Origin of the sequence: Pseudoxanthomonas composti (assembly GCF_004122095.1) — a bacterium.
Classification (GTDB): Bacteria; Pseudomonadota; Gammaproteobacteria; order Xanthomonadales; family Xanthomonadaceae; genus Pseudoxanthomonas_A; species Pseudoxanthomonas_A composti.
Genome location: NZ_SAWZ01000005.1, coordinates 144,287 through 167,804, shown reverse-complemented (window position 1 = coordinate 167,804; position 23,518 = coordinate 144,287). Strand labels below are relative to the sequence as shown.

Annotated in this window: 19 protein-coding genes; 10 read left to right on the top strand and 9 right to left on the bottom strand. The window is 69.8% G+C overall.

Annotated features, from left to right (window positions below):
• Nucleotides 1-11 precede the first annotated feature (11 nt).
• On the bottom strand, nt 12-1,328 hold the full coding sequence (locus EPA99_RS10965) for a diguanylate cyclase (protein WP_129471470.1): 1,317 nt from the start codon (nt 1,326-1,328) through the stop codon (nt 12-14).
• Between the two features lie 195 nt (nt 1,329-1,523).
• On the opposite strand from EPA99_RS10965, the gene EPA99_RS10960 reads away from it, so the two are divergent.
• The 9 genes from EPA99_RS10960 to EPA99_RS10920 all read left to right on the top strand — a co-directional run bounded on the left by EPA99_RS10960 (nt 1,524) and on the right by EPA99_RS10920 (nt 12,935).
• Complete coding sequence (locus EPA99_RS10960; RefSeq protein WP_241688369.1) at nt 1,524-2,642, top strand: polyamine ABC transporter substrate-binding protein; 1,119 nt, start codon at nt 1,524-1,526, stop codon at nt 2,640-2,642.
• A gap of 2 nt (nt 2,643-2,644) precedes the next feature.
• On the top strand, nt 2,645-3,754 hold the full coding sequence (locus tag EPA99_RS10955) for an ABC transporter ATP-binding protein (protein ID WP_129471260.1): 1,110 nt from the start codon (nt 2,645-2,647) through the stop codon (nt 3,752-3,754).
• Nucleotides 3,751-4,698, top strand: a complete 948-nt coding sequence (locus EPA99_RS10950) for an ABC transporter permease subunit (RefSeq protein ID WP_129471259.1) — start codon at nt 3,751-3,753, stop codon at nt 4,696-4,698. Before EPA99_RS10955 ends, EPA99_RS10950 begins: the two co-directional genes overlap by 4 nt.
• Before the next feature lie 5 nt (nt 4,699-4,703).
• Nucleotides 4,704-5,519 carry an ABC transporter permease subunit gene (locus tag EPA99_RS10945; protein WP_338325386.1) on the top strand — a complete coding sequence of 272 codons (816 nt, stop codon included), beginning with the start codon at nt 4,704-4,706 and terminating at the stop codon, nt 5,517-5,519.
• Between the two features lie 582 nt (nt 5,520-6,101).
• A complete protein-coding gene (locus EPA99_RS10940) occupies nt 6,102-7,280 on the top strand; it encodes an HlyD family secretion protein (RefSeq protein WP_241688359.1) in 1,179 nt (392 codons plus the stop codon).
• On the top strand, nt 7,277-8,857 hold the full coding sequence (locus tag EPA99_RS10935) for an MDR family MFS transporter (RefSeq protein WP_129471258.1): 1,581 nt from the start codon (nt 7,277-7,279) through the stop codon (nt 8,855-8,857). Before EPA99_RS10940 ends, EPA99_RS10935 begins: the two co-directional genes overlap by 4 nt.
• Nucleotides 8,853-10,364, top strand: a complete 1,512-nt coding sequence (locus EPA99_RS10930) for an efflux transporter outer membrane subunit (protein ID WP_425479199.1) — start codon at nt 8,853-8,855, stop codon at nt 10,362-10,364. The genes EPA99_RS10935 and EPA99_RS10930 overlap by 5 nt, the downstream gene beginning before the upstream one ends.
• A gap of 206 nt (nt 10,365-10,570) precedes the next feature.
• Nucleotides 10,571-11,932: an NAD-dependent succinate-semialdehyde dehydrogenase gene (locus tag EPA99_RS10925; RefSeq protein WP_129471257.1), complete on the top strand. Its 1,362-nt coding sequence runs from the start codon at nt 10,571-10,573 to the stop codon at nt 11,930-11,932.
• A 154-nt stretch (nt 11,933-12,086) separates the two neighbouring features.
• Nucleotides 12,087-12,935, top strand: coding sequence for a pirin family protein (locus EPA99_RS10920; protein ID WP_129471256.1), 849 nt, complete (start codon nt 12,087-12,089; stop codon nt 12,933-12,935).
• Nucleotides 12,936-13,048: 113 nt separating this feature from the next.
• On the opposite strand, the gene EPA99_RS10915 is transcribed toward EPA99_RS10920, so the two are convergent.
• The 5 genes from EPA99_RS10915 to EPA99_RS10895 all read right to left on the bottom strand — a co-directional run bounded on the left by EPA99_RS10915 (nt 13,049) and on the right by EPA99_RS10895 (nt 17,243).
• Entirely contained in the window at nt 13,049-13,486 is a 438-nt protein-coding gene (locus EPA99_RS10915) for a hypothetical protein (RefSeq protein WP_129471255.1), read from the bottom strand.
• A 234-nt stretch (nt 13,487-13,720) separates the two neighbouring features.
• Entirely contained in the window at nt 13,721-14,611 is an 891-nt protein-coding gene (locus EPA99_RS10910) for a pirin family protein (protein WP_129471254.1), read from the bottom strand.
• A gap of 112 nt (nt 14,612-14,723) precedes the next feature.
• A complete protein-coding gene (gene nfi / locus EPA99_RS10905; protein ID WP_129471253.1) occupies nt 14,724-15,446 on the bottom strand; it encodes a deoxyribonuclease V in 723 nt (240 codons plus the stop codon).
• A gap of 64 nt (nt 15,447-15,510) precedes the next feature.
• Nucleotides 15,511-15,972 carry a histidine phosphatase family protein gene (locus EPA99_RS10900; protein WP_164978633.1) on the bottom strand — a complete coding sequence of 154 codons (462 nt, stop codon included), beginning with the start codon at nt 15,970-15,972 and terminating at the stop codon, nt 15,511-15,513.
• Between the two features lie 194 nt (nt 15,973-16,166).
• On the bottom strand, nt 16,167-17,243 hold the full coding sequence (locus EPA99_RS10895) for a branched-chain amino acid aminotransferase (protein WP_129471465.1): 1,077 nt from the start codon (nt 17,241-17,243) through the stop codon (nt 16,167-16,169).
• A 300-nt stretch (nt 17,244-17,543) separates the two neighbouring features.
• On the opposite strand from EPA99_RS10895, the gene EPA99_RS10890 reads away from it, so the two are divergent.
• Entirely contained in the window at nt 17,544-17,726 is a 183-nt protein-coding gene (locus EPA99_RS10890; RefSeq protein WP_129471251.1) for a hypothetical protein, read from the top strand.
• 18 nt (nt 17,727-17,744) lie between these two features.
• Here the strand turns inward: EPA99_RS10890 and EPA99_RS10885 are convergent, their stop codons facing one another.
• From EPA99_RS10885 to EPA99_RS10875, 3 genes are all read right to left on the bottom strand, one after another.
• Nucleotides 17,745-19,013 (bottom strand): cation:proton antiporter, encoded by a 1,269-nt coding sequence (locus tag EPA99_RS10885; protein WP_129471250.1) that lies wholly within the window; start codon nt 19,011-19,013, stop codon nt 17,745-17,747.
• A gap of 222 nt (nt 19,014-19,235) precedes the next feature.
• On the bottom strand, nt 19,236-22,700 hold the full coding sequence (gene mfd, locus EPA99_RS10880; RefSeq protein WP_129471249.1) for a transcription-repair coupling factor: 3,465 nt from the start codon (nt 22,698-22,700) through the stop codon (nt 19,236-19,238).
• A gap of 83 nt (nt 22,701-22,783) precedes the next feature.
• The gene (locus EPA99_RS10875; protein ID WP_129471248.1) at nt 22,784-23,365 is read right to left on the bottom strand and encodes a GNAT family N-acetyltransferase; all 582 of its coding nucleotides are present in this window, start codon (nt 23,363-23,365) and stop codon (nt 22,784-22,786) included.
• Between the last annotated feature and the right edge of the window lie 153 nt (nt 23,366-23,518).

Sequence of the window (23,518 nt, the reverse complement as noted above, 5' to 3'; positions counted from 1 at the left end):
CTTCCGCTGATTCAGGCCAGCGCCTTGACCCGGTTGCGGCCCTCGGCCTTGGCCAGGTACATGCGGCGGTCGGCTTCGGCCAGCAGGTTGCGCAGCAGGTCCTCGCGCGCGCTGTCGTCGGTGCTGACGCAGACGCCCACGCTGACGGTCAGGCGCAGGATCTCCCCGCCGATGGGCACCTCCAGGTCGCGGATGCGCTCGCGCAGGCTTTCGAAATGCGCGTTGGCCTGGTCCAGATCCAGGTCCGGCGACAGCAGCACGAACTCCTCGCCGCCGAAGCGTCCGACGATGTCCTGCTCGCGCGCGTGTGCCTGCACCGCGTTGGCCACCGCCTGGATCGCCAGGTCGCCGGCCTCGTGTCCCCAGGTGTCGTTGACGCGCTTGAAATGGTCGATGTCCAGCATCGCCGCAGCCACCGGGCGCTGCTCGGCCTGCAGGCGCGGCAGCAGGCGCAGGCCGCGCTCGATGAAGTGCCGGCGATTGGGCAGGCCGGTCAGGTAATCGCGGGTGGCCAGGTCCTGCAGCGTACCGACCAGTTCCAGCTGGTCGATGTTCTGCGAGACGCGGCAGAAGAATTCCTCGCGCGAGAATGGCTTGCGCAGGAAATCGTTGGCCCCGGACTTGAGGAAGCGCGGGATCAGCGAGACGTCGGAGTTGCCCGACAGCCCGATCACCGCCAGGCGGTCGCGCGCGCGGCTGGCGCGCAGGCGGCGGACAAACTCGGTGCCTTCCATGCCGGGCATTTCCTGGTCGACGATGGCCAGGCGGATGTCGGGATTGCTCTCCAGCATCTGCAGGCCGCGCTCGCCATCCTCGGCCTCCAGCACGCGGTAGCCGTACAGCTGCAGCAGGCCGCCGGCGTAGGCGCGGGCCGAGGCCGAGTCGTCCACCACCAGGGCGGCGATGCGGCGGTTGCGCTCCAGTCGACGCACCAGCCACACCAGGTAATCCACGCTGTCCGGCGTGCTCTTGAGCACGTAGTCGATCACGTGCTGGCCCAGGATGCGCTGGCGCAGCTTCTCGTCGTAGAAGCCGCTGACCACCACCGTGGGGATGCTGTGCTCGGCGAAGAAGGACACGATGGTGTCGGCATCGCCATCGGCCACGGTCAGGCCGGTCAGGGCCAGGAACCAGGGGCCGTCCTGCTCGATGACGCGCTGCGCCTCGGCCAGCGAGCTGGCCACGGTGACCGGGATCTCCAGCCGGGTTTCGATGGCCTCGCGCAGCATCCCAGTGAACGCGCGCGAGTTCTCCATGACCAGCACGCGCTGGGGGAGCGACTCGCCGGTCGTGGGTTGGTGCGACAGCACCGCAGCGCTGGCAAGCATCAAGGTCGTCGGTCCGTGTAGGTCTGCCTGCGGTATCGGCACTGGGCCTGCGGACTTTAGCGGCGGCCACGGCGTGCGCCCGGCGCGGGCGGGCCGCGCAGGCATCGCCTCGTCCGTGGGGCACAGGGTAAAGTCCGGGGATCGCGTCGCTTCGCACCCGTGCCGGTGCGGGCGACCAGCAAGACCGAGGTGAAGATGTACGCAATCAAGACATGGATGCTGGGCGGCGCGCTGGCAGCGGCCGGCCTGCTGGCGGCCTGCGGCAAGCCGGAAGGTCCGGCCGGGCCCAGCAAGGTGCTCAACGTCTACAACTGGAACGACTACCTGGCCGATGACACGGTGCCGGCGTTCGAGCGCAGGACCGGCGTGCGCGTGACCTACGACGTCTTCGACAGCAACGAGATGGTGGAGGCGCGCCTGCTGGCCGGGGCCACCGGCTACGACGTGGTGGTGCCCACGCTGAATTTCCTGGCGCGACAGGTGCAGGCGGGGGTGTTCCAGCCACTGGACAAGTCCAGGCTGCCCAACCTGGCCAAGGTGGACCCGGCGCTGCTGCGGCGCATGGCCGCGCAGGACCCAGGCAACACCTACGGCGTGCCCTACATGTGGGGCACCACGGGCGTGGGCTACAACGTGGAGGCGGTCGAGGCGCGCCTGGGCAGCACTGCGCCGACCAGCAGCTGGGACATCATCTTCAAGCCGGAGCTGATCTCCAAGTTCTCCGACTGCGGCGTGACCCTGCTGGACACGCCGAGCGAGCTCATTCCCATCGCGCTGAAGTACCTGGGCGAGGATCCCAACAGCGCCGAGCCGGCGGTGATCGACAAGGCGGCGGCGTTGCTGAAGCGCATCCGCCCCTACGTCACCAACTTCCATTCCTCCCAGTACATCGACGGCCTGGCCAATGGCGACACCTGCCTGGTGGTGGGCTGGTCGGGCGATGTCATCCAGGCGCGCAACCGTGCGCGCGAGGCCGGCAATGGGGTGAACATCGGCTACGCGATTCCGCGGGAAGGCGCGCCGCTGTACGTGGACGTGCTGGCCATCCCGAAGGATGCCAAGAACGTGGACAACGCCTACGCCTTCATCGACACGCTGCTCGACCCGGCGGTGGCGGCGAAGAATTCCGATGCCATCAGCTACCCCAACCCGGTGCCGGCCTCGCGCGCGCTGATGGAAACTGCCATCGCCAACGACCCGGCCATCTACCCACCCCAGGATGTGCAGGACGCGCTGTTCACCTTCGCCGTCATCGCGCCGGAAACGGACAGGCTGTACACCCGCGTGTGGGACGACTTCAAGACCGGGCGTTGACGATGGGTGAGACCGAGGCGGCGGCGCCGGGCGCCTACCTGCGCCTGCGTGCGGTGCGCAAGCACTTCGCGCACACGCTGGCCCTGGATGAGACCGACCTGGAGATCGGCCGCGGCGAGATCTTCGCCCTGCTCGGTGCCTCCGGCTGCGGCAAGTCCACGCTGCTGCGCTGCCTGGCCGGCCTGGAGACGCCGGACGCCGGCACGATCGAGCTCGATGGCCAGTCGCTGCTTGGGCTGCCGCCGCATGCGCGGCCGGTGAACATGATGTTCCAGTCCTATGCGCTGTTCCCGCACATGAGCGTGCGCCAGAACATCGCCTTCGGCCTGCAGCAGGCGCGCCTGTCCAAGCCGCGGATCGCCGAACGCGTGGCGCAGATGCTGGCTTTGGTGCAGCTGGAGGCGCTGGCCCAACGCAAGCCGCACCAGCTGTCCGGCGGCCAGCAGCAGCGCGTGGCCCTGGCGCGGGCGCTGGCCCGCGGGCCGAAGCTGCTGCTGCTGGATGAGCCGATGGCGGCCCTGGACCGCCAGCTGCGCACGACCATGCAGTTCGAGCTGGCGGCCATTCTCAAGCGCAGCGGGGTGACCTGCGTGCTGGTCACCCACGACCAGGAAGAGGCCATGGCCATGGCCGGGCGCATCGCGCTGATGGACGCCGGACGTATCCGCCAGATCGGCACGCCCAGCCAGATCTACGAGCAGCCCAACAGCCGCTTCGCCGCGCGTTTCATCGGCTCGGTCAACCTGTTCGAGGCCGTGGTCGTGCGCGACGGGCAGGGCGGTCTGGTCCTGCAGTCGGCGGACATGGCGGCGCCGCTGCGGCTGGAGACCGTGGCGGCCGCGCCGGGACAGGCCGTGGCCCTGGCGCTGCGGCCCGAGCAGCTGCGGATCGCGCATGCGCCGCCCGACCAGCCCTACAACCGGGTGCAGGGCGTGGTCGAGGAGTCGGCCTATTTCGGGCGGCATTCGATCCACCACCTGCGTCTGGCCAGCGGCCAGCAGGTCATGGTCGATGCGGCCAACACCCGTGTCCCGCAGGGGCAGGGTGTCTCGCCTGGAGAGACGGTGTGGCTGTGGTGGGATGCCCGCGATGGCGTGGTGCTGTGCGAATGAGCGCGCGCGGCCGCAAGGCAACGGTGGGCGAGGGCGGGCGTGGGGGGCGCTGGGCGCTGATTGGCGTGCCCTCGGTGTGGATGATCCTGTTGTTCGCCGTGCCGTTGCTGATCGTGCTGAAGATCTCGCTGGCGTCGGTGGCCATCGCCAGGCCGCCGTACACCCCGCTGTGGGCCGTCACTGCAGACGGCATCGCCTGGCAGGCGCACCTGGACAACTACCGCGCGCTGTTCACCACGCCGGGCTATGTGCAGGCCTACCTGGGCTCGCTGCGCATCGCGCTGGTGTCCACGGCGCTGACGCTGCTGGTCGGCTATCCGATCGCCTACTGCATGGCGCAGCTGTCGCCGGCGCGCCGCAGCCTGGCGCTGATGCTGGTGGTGTTGCCGTCGTGGACCTCCTTCCTGCTGCGCGCCTACGCCTGGATCGGCCTGCTCAAGGCCAACGGCCCGCTGGGCTTGTGGCTGGACAGGCTGGGTGTGATCGACCTGCTGCGCACGCTCGGCTGGATCGAGGGACGCCAGCTGCTTTACACGCCGCTGGCCGCCTACCTGGGCATCGTCTACTGCTACCTGCCTTTCATGGTGTTGCCGCTGTACGCCAACCTGGTCCGGCACGACGCGCGCCTGCTGGAAGCGGCCCATGACCTGGGCGCCACGCCCTGGCGCGCATTCCTGGCGATCACCCTGCCGCTGTCGCGCGCCGGCATCCTGGCCGGTTGCCTGCTGGTGGCAGTGCCGGTGATGGGCGAGTACGTGATCCCCGAACTGCTGGGCGGACCGGACACGCGCATGATCGGGCGGGTGCTGTGGAACGAGTTCTTCGCCAACCGCGACTGGCCACGGGCCTCGGCGATGGCCGTGGCGATGCTGGCCACGCTGGTGCTGCCCCTCGCGCTGTTCGAGCGGCTGCAGCGGCGCCAGCTGGCGCCCTCGGACCGGTGAGCGGCGTGCGCGCAACGCGGTGGCGGGCGGTAGTGCTGGCGCTGGGTCTGGCGTTCCTTTACCTGCCCATCGTGCTGTTGATGGCGTACTCCTTCAACGACTCGCGCCTGGCCACGGTGTGGTCGGGTGTCTCGCTGCGCTGGTATGGCGCGCTGTTGCACGACGGGCCGATGCTGGCCGCGGCCTGGGTCAGCCTGAAGGTGGCGTTCTGGACGGCCAACACCGCGCTGGTGCTGGGGACGATGGCCGCCCTGGTGCTGACCTGCCAGCGGCGCTTTGCCGGTCGCACCGTGTTCGCGGCGCTGGTGACCGCCCCGCTGGTGATGCCCGACGTGCTGGTCGGGCTGTCGATGCTGCTGCTGTTCGTCGCCGTGGGCGGCGTGTTCGGCAGCGCGCCGCATGGGGCGGTGCCGATTTGGCTGGCCCATACCACCGTGGCGCTGGGCTTTGTCGCCGTGCTGGTGGCTTCGCGGTTGAAGACCCTGGACCCGGCCCTGGAAGAGGCGGCCATGGACCTGGGCGCCGGGCCAGTGCGGACCTTCTTCCGGGTGACCCTGCCGCTGATCGCCCCGGCGTTGGCCTCGGCCTGGCTGTTGGCTTTCACCCTGTCGCTGGACGATGTGGTCATCGCCAGCTTCGTCGGCGGCCCGGAGGCCACGACCTTGCCGGTGCGGGTCATGTCCTCGGTGCGCATGGGCCTGAACCCCAAGATCAATGCGTTGGCCACGCTGATGATCGTGGCCGTGTCCCTGCTGGCGGCGCTGGCCTGGGGCTGGATGCTGCGCACCGAGCGCACGCAGGACGCTGCAGCCGGCCCTTGAGCCGGGTTCGCGGTGGTGGTGGATGGAAGAGCGCCATCCACCCTACGGCCATCGGCGCGTCAGTTGCGTAGGGTGGACAACGCGAAGCTTGTCCACCACGGCGGCCGCAGCGGCGAGGCCGACATGCCGACGTGCCCACGTCGTTCGTTGCGCGGTGGTGGATGGAAGAGCGTCATCCACCCTACGGCGGTCAGCGCGTCACTTGCGTAGGGTGGACAATGCGAAGCTTGTCCACCAAGGCGGCCGGTGCGGCGAGGCGGTCATGCCGCCATGTCCACGTCGTTCGTTGCGCGGTGGTGGATGGAAGAGCGTCATCCACCCTACGGCGGTCAGCGCGTCACTTGCGTAGGGTGGACAACGCGAAGCTTGTCCACCAAGGCGGCCGGGGCGGCGCTGAACGAAGGTGCGGCATCCACCCTATGGGTTCTCGGGGCGTTGCAGCGTCAGCGACTGCTCAAGGCCTGGCGACAGGGCTTTTGCTATTCCTGCACCATCGAGTACAGTATCGGCCTTCGCAGCCCCTACGCACGGGTATGGTCACCATGCGCGGCTGCCACCCCCAGCGCCGACAAGGACCCGAGCTTGAGCGAGAACACCGACCCCCAGCGCCAGGACGCTGAGCAGACGCCGCAAGGCCAGGACCAGAACGGCAAGACCAAGCCCTCGCCGCTGAAGAACCCGCGGGTGAAGTGGACCTTGATCGTGGTGGGCGTGCTGGCGCTGATCCTGTTGCTGGCATGGTTCCTCCACTGGCTGCTGGTCGGCCGCTACATGCAGGAGACCAACAACGCCTACCTGCAGGCCGACGCCGTGGCGGTGGCGCCGCGCGTCAACGGCTATGTCACCGAGGTCTTCGTGCGCGACGACCAGCACGTGCGCAAGGGCGCGCCGCTGCTGCAGATCGACGACCGCACCTACAAAGCCACACTGCAGCAGGCCGAAGCCGCCATCGCCGTGCGCGAGGCGGACATCGCCGCGGCCGAGGCCGGCCTGGCCGGCTACACCTCGCAGCTGGTGCAGGCACGCGCGCAGCTGACCTCGGCCACGGCCACGCTGAAGTTCGCCCAGGCCGAGGTGAAGCGTTTCACCCCGCTGGCGGCCTCCGGCGCCGATACCCACGAGCACCTGGAAAGCCTGGTGCACCAGCGCGACCAGGCCCGCGCCCAGGCCGAGGCCGCTCAATCGCAGGTGGAAAGTGCGCAGAGCCAGATCCAGGCCGGGCAGGCGCAGCTGCGCCAGGCCGGTGCCGGGCTCAAGCAGGCCCAGGCCGATGCCGACCAGGCGCGGGTGGCGCTGGAGGACACGCGCCTGACCGCGGCCATCGACGGCACCATCGGCGACAAGACCGTGCAGGTCGGCCAGTTCCTGGCCGCCGGCACCCGCACCATGACCCTGGTGCCGGTGCAGACGCTGTACCTCGTGGCCAATTTCAAGGAGACCCAGGTCGGGCTGATGCGCCCGGGCCAGCCGGTGGAGATCGAGGCCGATGCGCTGTCCGGGGTGAGCCTGAAGGGCACGGTGGAAAGCATCTCGCCGGGCACCGGCTCGCAGTTCGCGCTGCTGCCGCCGGAGAACGCCACCGGCAACTTCACCAAGGTCGTGCAGCGCATCCCGGTGCGTATCCGCGTGGAGGCCGGTGCGGAGGCGCGCAAGGTGCTGGTGCCGGGCATGTCGGTCATTGCCACGGTGGATACGCGCTCGGCCAAGCAGGCCAAGGACACGGTGCAGGACGAAGCCGAGCAGGGTGAGGCCGCGCGTTGAGCGCCAACGCCGCCAGCGTCGAGGGGCAAGGCCAGGCCAGGCCGCGCAACGCCGATGCCAGCGCGTGGCTGGCGGTGGCCGCCGGCACCATCGGCTCGTTCATGGCCACGCTGGATATCTCCATCGTCAACGCGGCCCTGCCGACCATCCAGGGCGAGGTGGGCGCCAGCGGCACCGAGGGCACCTGGATCTCCACGGCCTATCTGGTGAGCGAGATCATGATGATCCCGCTGACCGGCTGGTTCGTGCGCACGCTGGGGCTGCGCAACTTCCTGATCATCTGCGCGGTGCTGTTCACCGCGTTCTCGGTGATGTGCGGGCTGTCCTCCACGCTGCCGATGATGATCATCGGCCGCATCGGCCAGGGCTTTGCCGGCGGCGCGCTGATCCCCACCGCGCTGACCATCGTCGCCACGCGTCTGCCCAAGCACCAGCAGACCATGGGCACGGCGCTGTTCGGCATGACCGTGATCATGGGGCCGGTGATCGGCCCGCTGCTGGGCGGCTGGCTGACCGAGAACATCAGCTGGCACTACGCGTTCTTCCTCAACGTGCCGGTATGCCTGGGCCTGCTGGCACTGCTGTTCATCGGCCTGCCGCACGAGAAAGGCGACTACTGGGGGCTGCTGCGCGGCGACTGGCTGGGCATCTTCGGCCTGACCTCGGGGCTGGGCGCGCTGACCGTGGTGCTGGAGGACGGCCAGCGCGAGCGCTGGTTCGAGTCGGAGCTGATCCTGATGCTGTCGGCAGTCACGGTCATTGGTTTTGCCGCGCTGCTGGCCTCGCAGTTCGTCAGCCGCGAGCCGGTGATCCAGCTCAAGGTGCTGCTCAACCGCAGCTTCGGCGCGGTGTTCGTGATGATGCTGGCCGTAGGCATGATCCTGTTCGGGGTGATGTACATGATCCCGCAATTCCTGGCGGTGATCTCCGGCTACAACACCGAGCAGGCCGGCTACGTGCTGCTGCTGGGCGGCGTGCCCACGGTAATCCTGATGCCGTTCATGCCCAAGCTGCTGGAGACGGTGGACGTGCGCGTGCTGGTGATCGGCGGCCTGCTGTGCTTTGCCGCGGCGTGTTTCGTCAACATCGACCTGACCTCCGAGAGCGTGGGCAGCGGCTTCGTTGCCGGCCAGCTGCTGCAGGGCTGCGGCCTGGCGCTGGCGATGATGGCGCTCAACCAGGCGGCGATCAGCTCGGTGCCGCCGGAGCTGGCCGGCGACGCCTCGGGCCTGTTCAATGCCGCGCGCAACCTCGGTGGCTCGATCGGCCTGGCCCTGATCTCCACCTTCCAGGACCGTCGCCTGACCTACCACACCGAAGTGCTGGGCAGCGCCACCACCGCCAACTCGCCGCGCGCGCAGGAATACCTGCAGCAGGTCGCCCACGCGCTGCAGGGCAGCGGCGGGGATGCGGCCATGCAGGCCATGGGCGCCTTCGCCCGGCAGCTGCAGCTGCAGGCGCTGGTGATGACCTACAACGACCTGTTCTGGATCTTCGGCGTGATCGTGGTCGCCTCGATCCCGCTGGCCTTTCTACTCAAGCCGCTGCCCAAGGGGACGCCACTTGCGATGCATTGATTCCACCCTGCGACTGGGCGCGCTGGCGCTGCTGCCGGTGCTGCTGGCCGGCTGCATGCTCGGCCCGGACTACGTGCGGCCCGAGGTGGCCAGGGACGCGTTGCAGGCGCCCAGCCTGCATCGTGCCGGCGCGGCCAAGGTGATCGCCACCCCGCCGGCCAATCGCTGGTGGGACGAACTGCACGATGCCGAGCTGAGCTGGCTGGTGGACCAGGCGCTGAGCAACAGCCCCAGCCTGCGCGCGGCCGGTGGCCGCCTGCGGGCAGCCCGTGAGCTGTCCGCGCAGCGCCGCGCCGAGCGCCTGCCGCAGGTCGGGGCCATGGCCGGCGGCGCCTACGTGCAGGCGCCCGATGCCATCAAGGACAGCGTGCGCGGCATTGGCGATGAGATCGCTGCCGGTGATCCGCAGACTGGCCAGGCGGTACGCAATGCTGCCGACGACCTGGACACGGACATCTACCTGGCCGGCTTCGACGCCAGCTGGGAGCTGGACCTGTTCGGCCGCCGCCGCCGCGCGGTGGAGCAGTCCCTGGCAGAAGCCGAGGCCTCCGAGGCCGAGCTGGCCGACGCCCAGGTGCAGCTGGCGGCGGAAGTCGGCCAGGTCTACGCCAACTATCGCGGGTTGCAGGCGCGCATCGAGATCGCCAGGCGCAGCGCGGACGCCTCTGCCCAGGCGTTGGCGCTGACCGAACAGCGCCGCGCACGCGGGGCGGCCTCCGACCTGGAGGTCGAACGTGCGCGCGGGCAGCTGCAGCAGAACCAGGCCACGCAGCTGCCGCTGGAAGCCCAGCGCGATGCCGCGCTGGACCAGCTGGCGCTGATGATCGGCCGCGAACCCGGGGCGCTGGACGCGCGGCTGGCCGCGGCCGCGCCGCTGCCGTCCCTGCCGGCGCAGGTGAAGGTGGACGACCCGGCCTCACTGATCCGCCGCCGCCCCGACGTGCGCCAGGCCGAGCGTGCGCTGGCCGGTAGCAATGCGCAGATCGGCCAGGCGCTGTCGGCGTATTTTCCTCAGGTCAGCCTGTTCGGCAGCATCGCCGCGGTGGCGACCTCGCCCGGGGACCTGGGGCCGGATTCGGCCAGCACGCTGGTGGCGCCGTTCCTGCGCTGGTCGGTGCTGGATTTCGGACGCGTGCGCGCGCAGGTCGCGCAGGCGCGCGCCGGCACCGAGGCGCGCACCGCGGCTTACGAAGGCACCGTGCTGGCCGCGTTGCAGGACGCCAATACCGCGCTGTCCAACTACGGCGCGGCGCGCAGGCAAGTGGTCGTCGCGCAGCAGGCGCAGGCCTCGGCCGACCGCTCGGCAAGCTTGATGGACCAGCGCTACAAGGCCGGCGCGGCTTCGCTGATCGATGCCCTGGACGTGCAGCGCCAACAGCTGACCGCGCACGACAACGCCGCCCAGGCGCAGGTGCAGCAGGTGGTGAACTACATCGCGCTGCAGAAGAGCCTTGGACTTGGCTGGCAGGGCGCCAATGCAGCGCAGCCAGCCACCGCCGCGCGCTGAGCTCGCCGCAGTGGTGTGGGAGCCGATTCGTCGGCGAAGAGGCCTTCCCATGAAAGCTTCTTCGCGGCCAAAGCCGCTCCCACAGATGCGGTGGGCTCGAGTATGAAGCGTGCCTGCAATAGCCGGTGCCCGGCGACGCCAAACGGCCCGGTAACGCCCGCGACGCGACAATGACGCATCTGTCATGTCGTATCGAGGAAGCCCCAATGACCACCGAAATCCCCAACCCGGCGACCGGCCAGGTCGAGCATCGCCAGGCGCTGATGACCAGCAATGCGGTCGAAGCGGCGTTGCATGCCGCGCAGGCGGCGTTTCCCGAATGGTCCCAGCGCAGTGTGCAGGCGCGCGGGGACGTGCTGCGTGCCGCGGCGGGCGTCCTGCGCGAGCGCCGCCAGGACCTGCAGCAGGTGATGACCGCCGAGATGGGCAAGCTCAAGCCCGAGGCCCTGGCCGAGATCGAGAAGTGCGCGGCCGCCTGCGAGTTCTACGCCGACAACGCGCAGGGCTATCTGCACCCGGAGCAGATCGCCACCGAAGCGCAGTCCAGCTACGTGCGCTATGAGCCCATCGGCTGCGTGTTCGCGGTGATGCCGTGGAATTTCCCGCTGTGGCAGGTGTTCCGATTCCTGGCGCCCACGCTGATGGCTGGCAACGTGGCCTTGCTCAAGCACGCGACCAATGTGCCGCGCTGCGCCGATGCCATCGCCGCGGTCCTGCAGGCCGCGGGCGCGCCGGAAGGCGTGCTCGGCGTGCTGCATATCGATAACGACCAGGCGGCCGAGGTCATCTGCGATCCGCGCGTGGCCGCGGTGACCCTGACCGGCAGCGAGCGCGCCGGCAAGTCCATCGCCGCCACCGCCGGCAGCGTGCTGAAGAAATGCGTGATGGAGTTGGGCGGCAGCGATGCCTTCGTCGTGCTGGAGGACGCCGACCTGGACAAGACCGTGGCCGCGGCGGTGAAGAGCCGCTTCGACAACGCCGGTCAGACCTGCATCGCCGCCAAGCGCTTCATCGTGGTCGAGGCCATCGCCGAGACCTTCGTGACCCGCTTCGTCGAGGCCGCCGGCAAGCTGCGCACCGGCGACCCCAACGACAGCGCGACCACGCTGGCGCCGATGGCGCGCCAGGACCTGCGCGAGGAACTGCACCAGCAGGTCGGCGCCAGCGTGCAGGCCGGCGCCAAGCTGCTGCTGGGCGGCGCACCGGGGCAGGGCTACGCCGACTATCCGGCCACGATCCTGGATCATGTCGGGCCGGGCATGCCGGCTTATGAGCAGGAGCTGTTCGGCCCGGTCGCCAGCATCCTGCGGGTCAAGGACGAGGCCGAGGCCGTACGCGTGGCCAACGACACCAGCTTCGGCCTGGGCGGCAGCGTGTGGACGGCCGATGCCGCCCGCGGCGAACGCGTGGCCCAGCAGTTGCAGTGCGGGGCGGCCTTCGTCAATGCCATCGTCAAGAGCGACGTGCGCCTGCCGTTCGGCGGCAGCAAGCGTTCCGGCTTCGGCCGCGAGCTGGCCCAGCACGGCATGCACGAGTTCACCAACATCAAGACGATCTACGTCGCCTGAGTCGGGCTTGCGGGCGCTCGTGTCCGGCGGCGGGCTTTGCCAACCGCCGAGCGCGCCAGTGCACGCCAATGGAACGGATGGTTGCGGCGCAGAAGATTCCGCGCGGCGATCTGCGCCATCATCTTGGGTGGATCATCGACTCTGTGAGGCGCCCATGAGCAACGACTCCACCCGCATCCTGCGCAAGGTGCGCGGCATGCCTACGTCCGACGGCGCCGGGGTGAAGCTCACGCGCGTGATCGGCACCCAGGACCTGCCCGAGCTGGACCCGTTCCTGATGCTGGACGAGTTCGGCACCGACAAGCCGGAAGACTACCTGGCCGGGTTTCCGGAGCATCCGCATCGCGGCTTCGAGACGGTGACCTACATGCTCGATGGCCGCATGCGCCATCGCGACAACCACGGCAACGAAGGCCTGCTCACGCCGGGCAGCGTGCAGTGGATGACCGCCGGCCGCGGGCTGGTGCATTCGGAGATGCCCGAGCAGGAATCCGGCCGCATGCGCGGCTTCCAGCTGTGGGTGAACCTGCCGGCCAAGGACAAGATGACCGCGCCGAAGTACCAGGAATTCGCCCCGGACCGCATCCCCGTGACGCATCCGGCCACGGGGGTGTCGGTGAAGGTGATCGCCGGCCAGGTGGGCGATACCGTTGGCCCGATCGTGCAACCGGCCACCGATCCGCTGTACCTGGACATCCATCTTGCAGCCGGCGCCAGCTGGGACTACGCCCTGCCCGAGGGGCATCACGCCTTCGCCTACGTCTACGAGGGCGCGGCGACGGTGGGCCAGGACGAGGGCGCGCGTGCGCTGGAACTGCGCGAGATGGCGGTGCTCGGTGGCGGCAGCCAACTGCACCTGCGCGCCGGCAGCCAGGGGGCGCAGCTCATCCTGGTGGCCGGGCGGCCCTTGCGCGAGCCGGTCGCGCGCCACGGGCCGTTCGTGATGAACACCCGACAGGAGCTGATGCAGGCCTTCGTCGATTTCCAGGAAGGACGCTTCTAGACGCGGTTATTCCGCGCCGCGCCTTGCATCGGCGTGGCGGGCGCATCGGCGGGCGGCGCTTGCCGATGCGCGTCGCCGCAAAGTCCCCGAGTTGCGGCGCCGCCCGTGGCCTCTCAGCGCAGCGACAGTTCGCGTACCACGTTCTGCAACGACTGCATCCGCGGCTCGTCCGGGGCGTCGATCCAGATCTGCGCGTAGCGGTCCTCGCCGACCTCCACCACCGCGATGCGCCGGTTCTTCAGGGCATTGCCACCGGCATTGGGGTAGTACCAGTACATGCCCTGGCCATTGACCGCCCCGGCCTCGGCGCGCAGGCGCTTGTCCAGGCGGATATCCGGCTTGTCGCGCGTGAGCATGATGCCGAAGGCCTGCTGGTCGCCGGCATCCATCGCCCGGCACAGCAGGAAGGCGCCCTGGTCGCGGGTCTCCCAGTGCAGGCCAGCGGACGCCGGCAGCGCGGGGCAGGCCAGGGGCGGCGCATCGTCTGCGGCGAGGGCAGGCGCGCAGCCGGCCAGCAGGAGCGACAGCGCAAGCGACGGTCGTGACGACATGGAACAATCCCCGGTTGAAGTCCATCGTGATGGCAACGGGGATGCGCGCGCTGGATCAGCGCGTGTGCGTGCTGCATGCCGACGCATCCCCATGCGTCCAGTTCCCCCAGCGACCGGCGTGATCGCCGCCGGCCGTGCCCCGCCACGACCATACCGCAGCGAAAAATGGGATGGCAACCACGTCGGCGCCCCGGGAGCGGCGCGCCGACCCCCGGCACGCCGCTCCCGCGAGGGTCAGGGGTAGTTCACCGGCTCGGGCTTGGGGTCCGGCGGCAGCGGGATGAACTCGTCGTCGCCGGCGATCTTGCCGAAGCGGCCCTCGCGCCAGTCCTGCTTGGCCTGCTCGATGCGCTCCTTGGAGCTGGACACGAAGTTCCACCACAGGTGGCGCGGCCCATCCAGCGGCTCACCGCCCACCAGCATGGCCTTCAACGGCGTCAGGGCCCGCAGCACCGGCCGGGTGCCGCGATCCAGCACGACCAAGTGCCGGGCCGGTACGTCGGCCCCGTCCAGCTGCGCCTCGCCCTCCAGGATGTAGAGCGCGCGTTCCACCACGCCGTCGTCCAGCGCCAGCTCCGCCTCGGCCTGCAGGTCCAGCGCGACGTTGAAGGTGTCGGAAAACACCCGCACCGGCGACTCGTACCCGAACGCGCGTCCGGCGATCACCCGCAGGCCCGCGCCGTGCTGCTGCCAGTGCGGCAGCGTGGCGGCCGGGTGGTGGTAGAACTCCGGTGCAGTTTCCTCGTGCGCCTTGGGCAGGGCGACCCAGGTCTGCATGCCATGCACGCCGCTGCGCTCGGCGCGCGCCTGCGGCGGGGTGCGCTCGGAATGGGCGATGCCGCGGCCGGAGGTCATCCAGTTCACGTCCCCGGGCCGGATGACCTGGTCGCTGCCCAGCGTGTCGCGATGGCCGATCGCGCCCTCCCACAGATAGGTCACCGTCGCCAGGCCGATGTGCGGATGCGGGCGCACGTCGATGCCGCGATCCGGCTCGAACACCGCCGGTCCCATGTGGTCGACGAACACGAAGGGCCCGACGCTGCGGGCCTGCAAGGTGGGCACGGCGCGGCGCACGGTGAAGCCGTCGCCCAGGTCGTGGGTCCGTGGCGGGATGATCAGCGTCATGGGGTCTTCCTGAAGGAACCAGGCCCCAGCATCGCACCGGTCCGGGGCGAGGGGGCGTGCACGTCGACAACGGACCGTTGCAGCGGGCTCGGCCGCGATCCGGGGCAGCGCGTTAGAACAGTGGCCGCGATGTGGCCGCTGCGCGTTTTTCCTCGCGACGCGAGGCCAGGTGATCGGCCAGCCGGGTCGGCTCGGGCAGCCGGTAGCCGCGCAGGGTGCGCATGACCCAGTCGGCGGCCGTGTCCATGGTCACGCGATGTCCGGGCGACACGAACAGCGGGTTGCAGCGCGCCTTGCTGCGCAGCACCCAGGCGATCTTCTCGCCCTGGTGCTGCAGCGGCGAGCGCGCGCCGGGCTCCGGGCCCGGCGGCACGCAGCGCCCGCACAGCGGCTTCTTGGCCACGCCGATGGTCGGCAGCCCGGTGACCACGCCGAAGTGCGCGGCGATGCCCAGCCGGCGCGGGTGCGCGATGCCCTGGCCGTCGACGAACACCAGGTCCGGCTGCTCGGGCAGGCAGGCCAGCACCTGCAGCAGCGCCGGCAACTCGCGGAAGCTCAGCAGGCCGGGCACATAGGGGAAGGAGGTCGGCCGCCGCACCACCTCGCTGGCGATGGGCCGCAGCGTGTCCGCCTCCAGCAGCACGCCCGCCGCGCGGGTGAGCGTCCCGTCGTCCTCGAATCGCACATCCAGGCCGGCCAGCAGGCGCGGTGGGTCGATGAAACCATCTTCCAGCACGACCTGCGCCGCAAGCTCGTCCTGCAGGGCGCGCACGCCGTCGATGGTGCCGTCCCAACCGGGCAAAAGGCCCCCGGGCAGGGGCAGCGGCGCGTGCATGGCGTTGATGCCAGCCAGCGTCCGGGAACGCTGCGTGCACGGGCCCGCGGCGGCCCGTGGAAGCTCAGGGCTGCGGCAGCGGCTCCGGGGCGACCTGGCCCGGCACGTCCGAGGCCGGCCTGACCCGATACAACCGCCAGACCTGGTCGTGGATCGGGGCGACCTGGCACCGACACAGCGCTGCGGCCAGCGGGGCCAGCATGTCAGGGTCCGTCACCATCAGCACCTGCCCACGCCGATAGCGCTGCTGCAGCCGGCGCGCGATTTCGCCGACCTCGCCGCGCGAGAAGTAGCGCGCCGCTGCGAGGCGAAGGCGGGCCGCCAGGGGCGCTGCGGTCTGCTGGGTACGCCTGAATTCGCTGACTTCGATGCCTGAAAGCGGTGCCTGCCGCAGGGCCTTTGCGAGCGCCTGCGCCTGGGCCAGACCGCGCGGGGACAAGGACGGGTCGTCCGGGTCGTCGTCGGCCAGATCGGCATGCGGCACCAGCAGGAACTGTACTGATACCGGTGGCGGTGCCGAGGGCAAGGGCCCGGTCGCGCACGCCGCCAGTGCGAGCAAAAGGCAGGCAGTAAACGCGATCCGCAGCGCGCCTCGCCCGCATTGCACGCGCCGGGGGCGCGCCATGGCCAAGGCGGATTCGGCCGTGCGGTCAAAGGTCATCGCAGGCTCCCGCGGTTGCCCCAGCGGCGGCAAAGGCCGCCCCTGGGACAAGTCCACACTCAGCCGGACAGCTTGACCATCCAGCCGTGCGGATCCGGGCGTCGGCCGTACTGGATGTCGGTCAGCTCCTGGCGCAGGGACATGGTCAGCTCGCCGGCCGGCGCGCTCAGATCGCCCACGGCGAAGCCCTCGCCCTTGAGCTCGCCGATCGGGGTGACCACCGCGGCGGTGCCGCAGGCGAACACCTCGGTGATCTCGCCGGAGGCCACGCCGTTCTTCCAGTCCTCCACGTGCATGCGGCGCTCTTCCACGGTGATGCCGCGGTCGCGGGCCAGGCGGATGATGCTCTCGCGGGTGATGCCTTCCAGGATGCTGCCCGACAGCGCCGGCGTGACCAGGGTGCCGTCGCGCTGCACGAAGAACACGTTCATGCCGCCCAGTTCCTCGATATAGCCGTCGTTGTCCAGGAACAGCACCTGCGAGCAGCCCTGCGCGTAGGCGATCTTCTGCGGCAGCAGCGAGGCGGCGTAGTTGCCGCCGCACTTGGCCGCACCGGTGCCGCCCTTGCCGGCGCGGGCGTACTCGGTGGACAGCCAGATCGACACCGGCGCCACGCCCTTGGCGAAGTACGGGCCGGCGGGGCTGGCGATCACGTAGTAGCTGGCGTGCTGGGCCGAGCGCACGCCCAGGAAGGCTTCATCGGCGATCATGAACGGGCGGATGTACAGGCTGGTCTCAGGGGCCGAAGGCACCCAGTCGCCATCGGCCGCGATCAGCTGGCGCAGCGATTCGACGAAGGCGTCCACCGGCAGCTCCGGCAGCGCCAGGCGGCGGGCCGAGCGCTGCAGGCGCGCGCCGTTGGACTCCGGGCGGAAGGTCCACACCGAGCCGTCGGCGTGGCGGTAGGCCTTGATGCCTTCGAAGATCTCCTGGCCGTAGTGCAGCACCGAGGCGGCCGGGTCCAGCTGCAGCGGGCCATAGGGGCGCACTTCGGCGTCGTACCAGCCTTTGTCCACGCTCCACTGGATGGCGATCATGTGATCGGTGAAGGCGTTGCCGAAGCCGGGCGAGGCCAGGATGGCCTCACGCTCGGCGTCGGCCTTGCGCACGGACGAGCCGGGCAGGCGGAAGGACAGGGGCTTTGCGGTTTCTGCGTTCAATGGAGCTTCCTCGATGTTCGGAAAACTTGGGTCACGCCGCGCCGAGCTGGGGCGGAGATCCGGCGGCGTGGGGCAGCGGACCGGACAAGGATAAAGGCAAGCGCTGTGGCCGGCCCGTCCGGTGCCTGCGCGCGCCTGGCCCGCCCACTGCCCGAAGGTCGCGCAGCATGGGGGGGCAGGCCTGACGCCAGCAGGCGGCCGCCATGCCCCGGCTCAGGTTTCCCTGCGGCACCGGCGCTAGAATCTCGGCCCGCTTCCCCGCAGGTCCGCGTCTTGATGCCCAGCCGATTGCCCATCCTCTACGTCCTCACCTACGCGCAGAAGCGCGCGGTCCTGGAACGGCATGGGTACACCCTGCACGAGGACGACGCCGAAGAGGACCTGGATTTCACCCTGACCGGCGATGTGGCTGCCGGCCAGATCGCCCTGGCCGAGCTGGAGGCCGCAGTCGGCAGCTGACCGCGGCGCGGGCGGGCTTCAGGACTGCTCGAACAGCTGCAGGTTCTCGCCGCGGCTGCGCGGGCCGCGGCGCATGACCCAGTTGAAGACCGGCGTGGCCATCAGCGTGGACAGGATGGCCATCAGCACCAGGATCGAGAACAGGCCCTGCTCGATGACCCCGGCCTGCAGGCCGATGTTGATGATGATCAGCTCCATCAGCCCGCGCGCGTTCATCAGCGCGCCGATGGCCATGGCATCGCGGTTGTTCTCGCCAGTGGCGCGCGCGGCCGCCCAGCAGGCCACGCCCTTGCCCAGGAAGGACGCGGCCAGGATCGCCACGCCGGCCAGCAGGATCTCCGGCTGCAGCAGCACGTTCAGCTGGGTCTTCAGGCCCGAATAGGTGAAGAACATCGGCAGCAGGAACACCACCACGAACGGCTGCATGGTCTCGCGCAGCTTCTCGGTCAGCGCGCCGCGCGGCAGGCAGGCGCCGAGGATGAAGCCGCCGAATACCGCATGGATGCCGATCACGTCCATGGCGAAGGCGCACAGGCAGAAGCACACCAGCACCGTGGCCACCACCCCCATGCCCAGGGGCTTGTCCTCGCTGACATGCCTGGACAGGCCGGCCAGCAGGCGACGGCCGATAAAGGCCATGAACAGCACGAACAGGACGCCGCCACCGATGGCCAGCCACGCCCCGGTCCAGCTGCCGCCGAAGCTGGCCAGCACCACGGCCAGGATGCACCAGGCCGCCGCATCGTCGAAGGCGCCAGCGGTCAGGGCCAGCGTGCCCAGCGAGCTATTGGTCAGGCCGCGCTCGTGGATGATGCGCGCCAGCATCGGGAAGGCGGTGATGGCGATGGCCGCGCCCAGGAACAGCGAGGCTTCGAACGGCTTGGCCTTGGCCGAGAACAGGCCCTGGACATGGATCAGCCAGGGCATCAGCGCGAAGGCCAGCACGAACGGCACGGCGATGCCGGCCACCGAGACGCTCATTGCGCTGCGATAGCGCGCGCGGAAATGGTCGCCACGGAAGCCCGTGCCGACCAGGAACATGTAGAAGCCCACGCCGAACTGCGCCAGCACGTACAGCGTGTCCAGGGTCTGCTTGGGGAACAGCGCCGCCTGCGTGCCCGGCAGCAGCAGGCCGAACAGCGAAGGTCCCAGGGTCACGCCGGCGATCATCTCGCCCACCACCTGCGGCTGACCAATGCGCTTGGCCAGCAGGCCGACCATGCGGCACACGAACAGGATGACCGCCGCCTGCAGGAAGAAGTACATCGACAACTGGGGCGTGGGCATCGTGCGCGTGGTCCGTCGCGAGGGAGTGGGCGCCATGGTAGGGGCGCGGGCCGGGGTGGGCCAGCGCGGTCGATGCTGCGCTGCGCCATGGTGGCGGGGAGGGAGAGGACTGAGAGAGGAACGAGTGGAGAGGAACGAGGAACGAGTCAGCGCGAGTCGGGTCGATCCGTCCCGTCGCTCTGCTCACTCCTCACTCCTCTGCGCTCACTCCTCGCCTTGAGCTCATCCCTTCGACAGCGCCATCAGCAGCCCCTTGGCCGCATTGAAGCGATCGACCGCCTCCGGCAGCGGCAGCTTGACCTTCAGCTTGTCCGGGCCGTCCATCGCGTAGAGCTTGGGCTGCTTCTGGATCATGGTGATGATGGCCATCGGGTCGATGCTGGGCTGCGACTCGAACACCACCCGGCCGCCGTTCTCGCCCAGCTCCAGCTTGCGGATGCCCAGGGTGGTGGCGGTGAGCTTGAGTTCGGTGATGGCGAACAGGTTCTTCACCGCCTCCGGCAGCAGGCCGAAGCGGTCGATCATCTCCACCTGCAGCTCGCGCAGCTCGCCGGCGTCGCGCGCATTGGCGATGCGCTTGTACAGGGTCAGGCGCGCGTGCACGTCGCCCAGATAGTCCTCCGGAATCAGCGCAGGCACATGCAGCACGATCTCCGCCCCGCGCGCCTCGTCGCCGGCATCCACGTCCGGCAGCTTGCCCTGCCGGATCGAGCGCACGGCGCGATCCAGCAGCTCGGTGTACAGGCTGAAGCCGATCTCGGCCATCTGCCCGCTCTGGTCCTCGCCCAGCAGCTCGCCAGCGCCGCGGATCTCCAGGTCGTGGGTGGACAGCATGAAGCCGGCGCCCAGTTCGTCCATCGAGGCGATCGCCTCCAGCCGGCGTTCGGCATCGGGGGTGAGCGCGCGCTTCTCCGGCACCACCAGATAGGCATAGGAGCGGTGGTGCGAGCGCCCGACGCGGCCGCGCAGCTGGTGCAGCTGGGCCAGGCCGAACTTGTCGGCGCGGTTGATGACGATGGTGTTGGCGTTGGGGATGTCGATGCCCGATTCGATGATCGTCGAGCACAGCAGCACGTTGAAGCGCTGCTTCTGGAAGCTCAGCATCACCTGTTCCAGCTCGCGCTCGGGCATCTGCCCGTGGGCCACGCCGATGCGCGCCTCCGGCACCAGCGCCTGCAGCTCGCGCTGCATCTGCGGGATGGTCTGCACGTCGTTGTGCAGGAAGTACACCTGGCCGCCGCGGGAGAGCTCGCGCTGGAAGGCCTCGCGCAGCAGCGGCCCGTCCCAGGGCGTGATGAAGGTCTGCACCGCCATGCGGTTGGCCGGCGGGGTGGCGATGATGGACAGGTCGCGCAGGCCGGCCATGGCCATGTTGAGCGTGCGCGGGATCGGCGTGGCGGTCAGGGTCAGCAGGTGCACCTCGGCGCGCAGCGCCTTGAGCGCTTCCTTCTGGCGCACGCCGAAGCGCTGCTCCTCGTCCACGATCACCAGGCCCAGGTCCTTGAACTTCACATCGGCCTGCAGCAGCCGATGGGTGCCCACGATCACGTCCAGCTGCCCGTCGGCCAATTTGGCCAGCTCGGCCTTGATCTCCTTGGTCGACTTGAAGCGCGAGAGCACTTCGACCTTCATCGGATAGTCGGCGAAGCGGTCGCGGAAGTTGCGGTAGTGCTGCTCGGCCAGCAGCGTGGTCGGCACCAGCACCGCCACCTGCTTGCCGGCGCTGGCCGCGGCGAAGGCCGCGCGCACGGCGACCTCGGTCTTGCCGAAGCCAACATCGCCGCAGACCACCCGGTCCATCGGCAGCGAACTGGCCAGGTCGCGCAGCACCGCCTCGATGGCCGCATGCTGGTCTGGCGTCTCCTCGAACGGGAAGCCGGCCGCGAACGGCTCGTACATCGCGCGGTCCACGTCCAGCGCCAGGCCCACGCGCGCATGCCGGCGCGCCTGGATCTCCAGCAGCTCGGCGGCCACGTCGCGGACCTTCTCGGCGGCCTTGCGCTTGGCCTTGGTCCAGGCCTCGCCGCCCAGCGAATGCAGCGGCGCGGTTTCCACCGAGGCGCCGGAATAGCGGCTGATCAGGTGCAGCTGGGAGACCGGTACGTACAGGCGGTCGCCCTTGGCATACTCGATCTCCAGGTATTCGGCCGGCATGCCGCCGGCTTCCAGCACCATCAGGCCGCGGTAGCGGCCCACGCCGTGGTCCTCGTGGACGATGGGCGCGCCTTCGGACAGCTCGCCCAGGTCGCGGATGATGGCCTCCGGCTCCTTGGCGCGGGCGCGGCGGCGATGCGGCTGGGTGGCGCGCTCGGGGAACAGCTGGCGCTCGGTCAGCACCGCGATCTGCGGCGTGTCCACGGCAAAGCCGTCCTCCAGCGGCGCCACGGCGATGGCGAAAGCATCCTTGCCCTCCAGGAACTGGCCAAAACCCTCCACCGTCGGCGGCTTCAACCCCGCGCCGGCCAGGACCTCCAGCAGCGCCTCGCGGCGGCCGGCCGAGTCTGCGGCGATCAGCACGCGCCCGGGGTAGTGCGACAGGAAATCCTTCAGCGCCTTGCCCGGCGCGACGTCGCGCGCGGCAATGGGCAAGGGCGGCAGCGGTGCCTCGCCCAGGGCATTGGCTTCCTCCAGGCGGGCATGGCCGGGGTTGCACAGCTCGATGCGGTTGCCACGGTTGAGCTGCTCGCGCAGCTTGTCCGGGGCCAGGTACAGCTCGGCCGGCGGCAGCAGCGGGCGCTCCACGTCGTGCCGGCGCTGCTCGTAGCGGTTGCCGGTCTGCGCCCAGAACGCCTCGGAGGCCTCGTAGCTGCCATCCACCAGCAGCGGCAGGGTGGCCGGGTCCAGGTAGTCGAACAGCGTGGCGGTCGCATCGTAGAAGAGGGGCAGGTAGTACTCGATGCCGGCCGGCGCCACCCCGGCCTTGAGATCCTGGTACAGGCTGCTGCGGCGGGTGTCGATGTCGTAGCGCGTGCGCAGGGCGTCCATGGCGCGGCCGATGGACAGCTCGTCCAGCGGCACCTCGCGGCCCGGCAGCAGCTTGACCTGGGTCAGCTTGTCCAGCGAGCGCTGGCTTTCCGGGTCGAAGGCACGGATCGAATCGATGTCCTCATCGAACAGCTCGATGCGCAGCGGCTGCCGCGCGCCCATCGGGTACACGTCCAGCAGCCCGCCGCGCACGGCGAAATCGCCCGGGTCCAGCACCTGCGGCACGTTGCGGTAGCCGGCCAGCTCCAGCCGGCGCTTTTCCGCGTCCATGTCCAGGCGCTGGCCGACGGCAAGGTCGAAGCTGCCGCCGACGATGTACTTCAACGGCGCCAGCCGCTGCATCAGCGTCTGCACCGGCACGATGACGATGCCGCGCTTGAGCGAAGGCAGCCGGTGCAGGGCGGCCAGGCGCTGGGAGACGATGTCCGGGTGCGGGCTGAAGCGATCGTAGGGCAGGGTTTCCCAGTCCGGGAACGGCACCACCGGCAGCTGGGCATCCTCGCCCAGCAGCGTGTGCAGGTCCGATTCGAGCTGGTGCGCGCCGTGGTTGTCGCGCGCCACCGCCAGGATCGGGGCATCGTGCACGCGTGCGGCCTGGATCAGGAACCAGGCCAGGGCAGTCGGAGAGGCGGGGGCGCGCCAGTACGCGCGCGACTGGCCGCTGCGGGGCAGCGGCACGACGGAAGCGGGAGAACTTTTCATGAACCGGGCATGTTAGCCCAGCGAGGTGAAGCGGCCTTCGACGCGTACAGGTCCCAGGACCGGACGCGCACCCACGATGGCGGTCAGACCGGCTGGTCGACCGTGGCCGGCTCCTCCGGCGCGGCCTTGGACAGATCCAGCACGATGCGCACCAGGCCGTCCAGGCTGTCCTCGGGCACGATGCGAAAGCCCATGGACTGGGTCAGCTGCAGGGCCGGGTGGTTGGTTTCCAGCAGATCGCCGTAGAGCTGGTCCAGCTCACGCCGCCGCGCCCACTTCACCAGCCTGCCGATCAGGTGGCGGCCCAGGCCCTGCCCGGCCAGGAAACGGCTGATCAGCACCGTGAACTCGGCCCGGTTGCTGCCCGGCTCCATGGCCGCGCGTGCCACTGCACCGACCAGCGCCTCGCCCGGGGGCAGGGACTCGGCGGCCACCAGGGCGAACTCCTTCTGCGGCGAAGGCGCGCACAGGCGCGCGGCCATCTCGGCGGACAACTCGTTGCCGGCATAGAGGAATCGCTGGCGGATCTCGTCCGGGCCCAGCAGGCTGAAGCCGGCCCGCAGCGGTTCTGCATCCTCCGGACGGATCGGGCGGATCAGCAGCTCGTGCCCGTTGGATAGCCTGAAGTGTTCATGCCACGGGGGCAGGCGCTTGGAACTGTTCATGCGACTGCGATGCTCCCTTCGACCTCGGTCGGAACGCTGCGCGAGTGGCGTGGCCGCTGGATGAACAGCAGCCCCGGTTCGGTCCGATCATACGACGCTCCTTTTGGCCGCACTGGACGCGGTCTTCACGCCGGCCGTGCCGGCGCGGGCGGC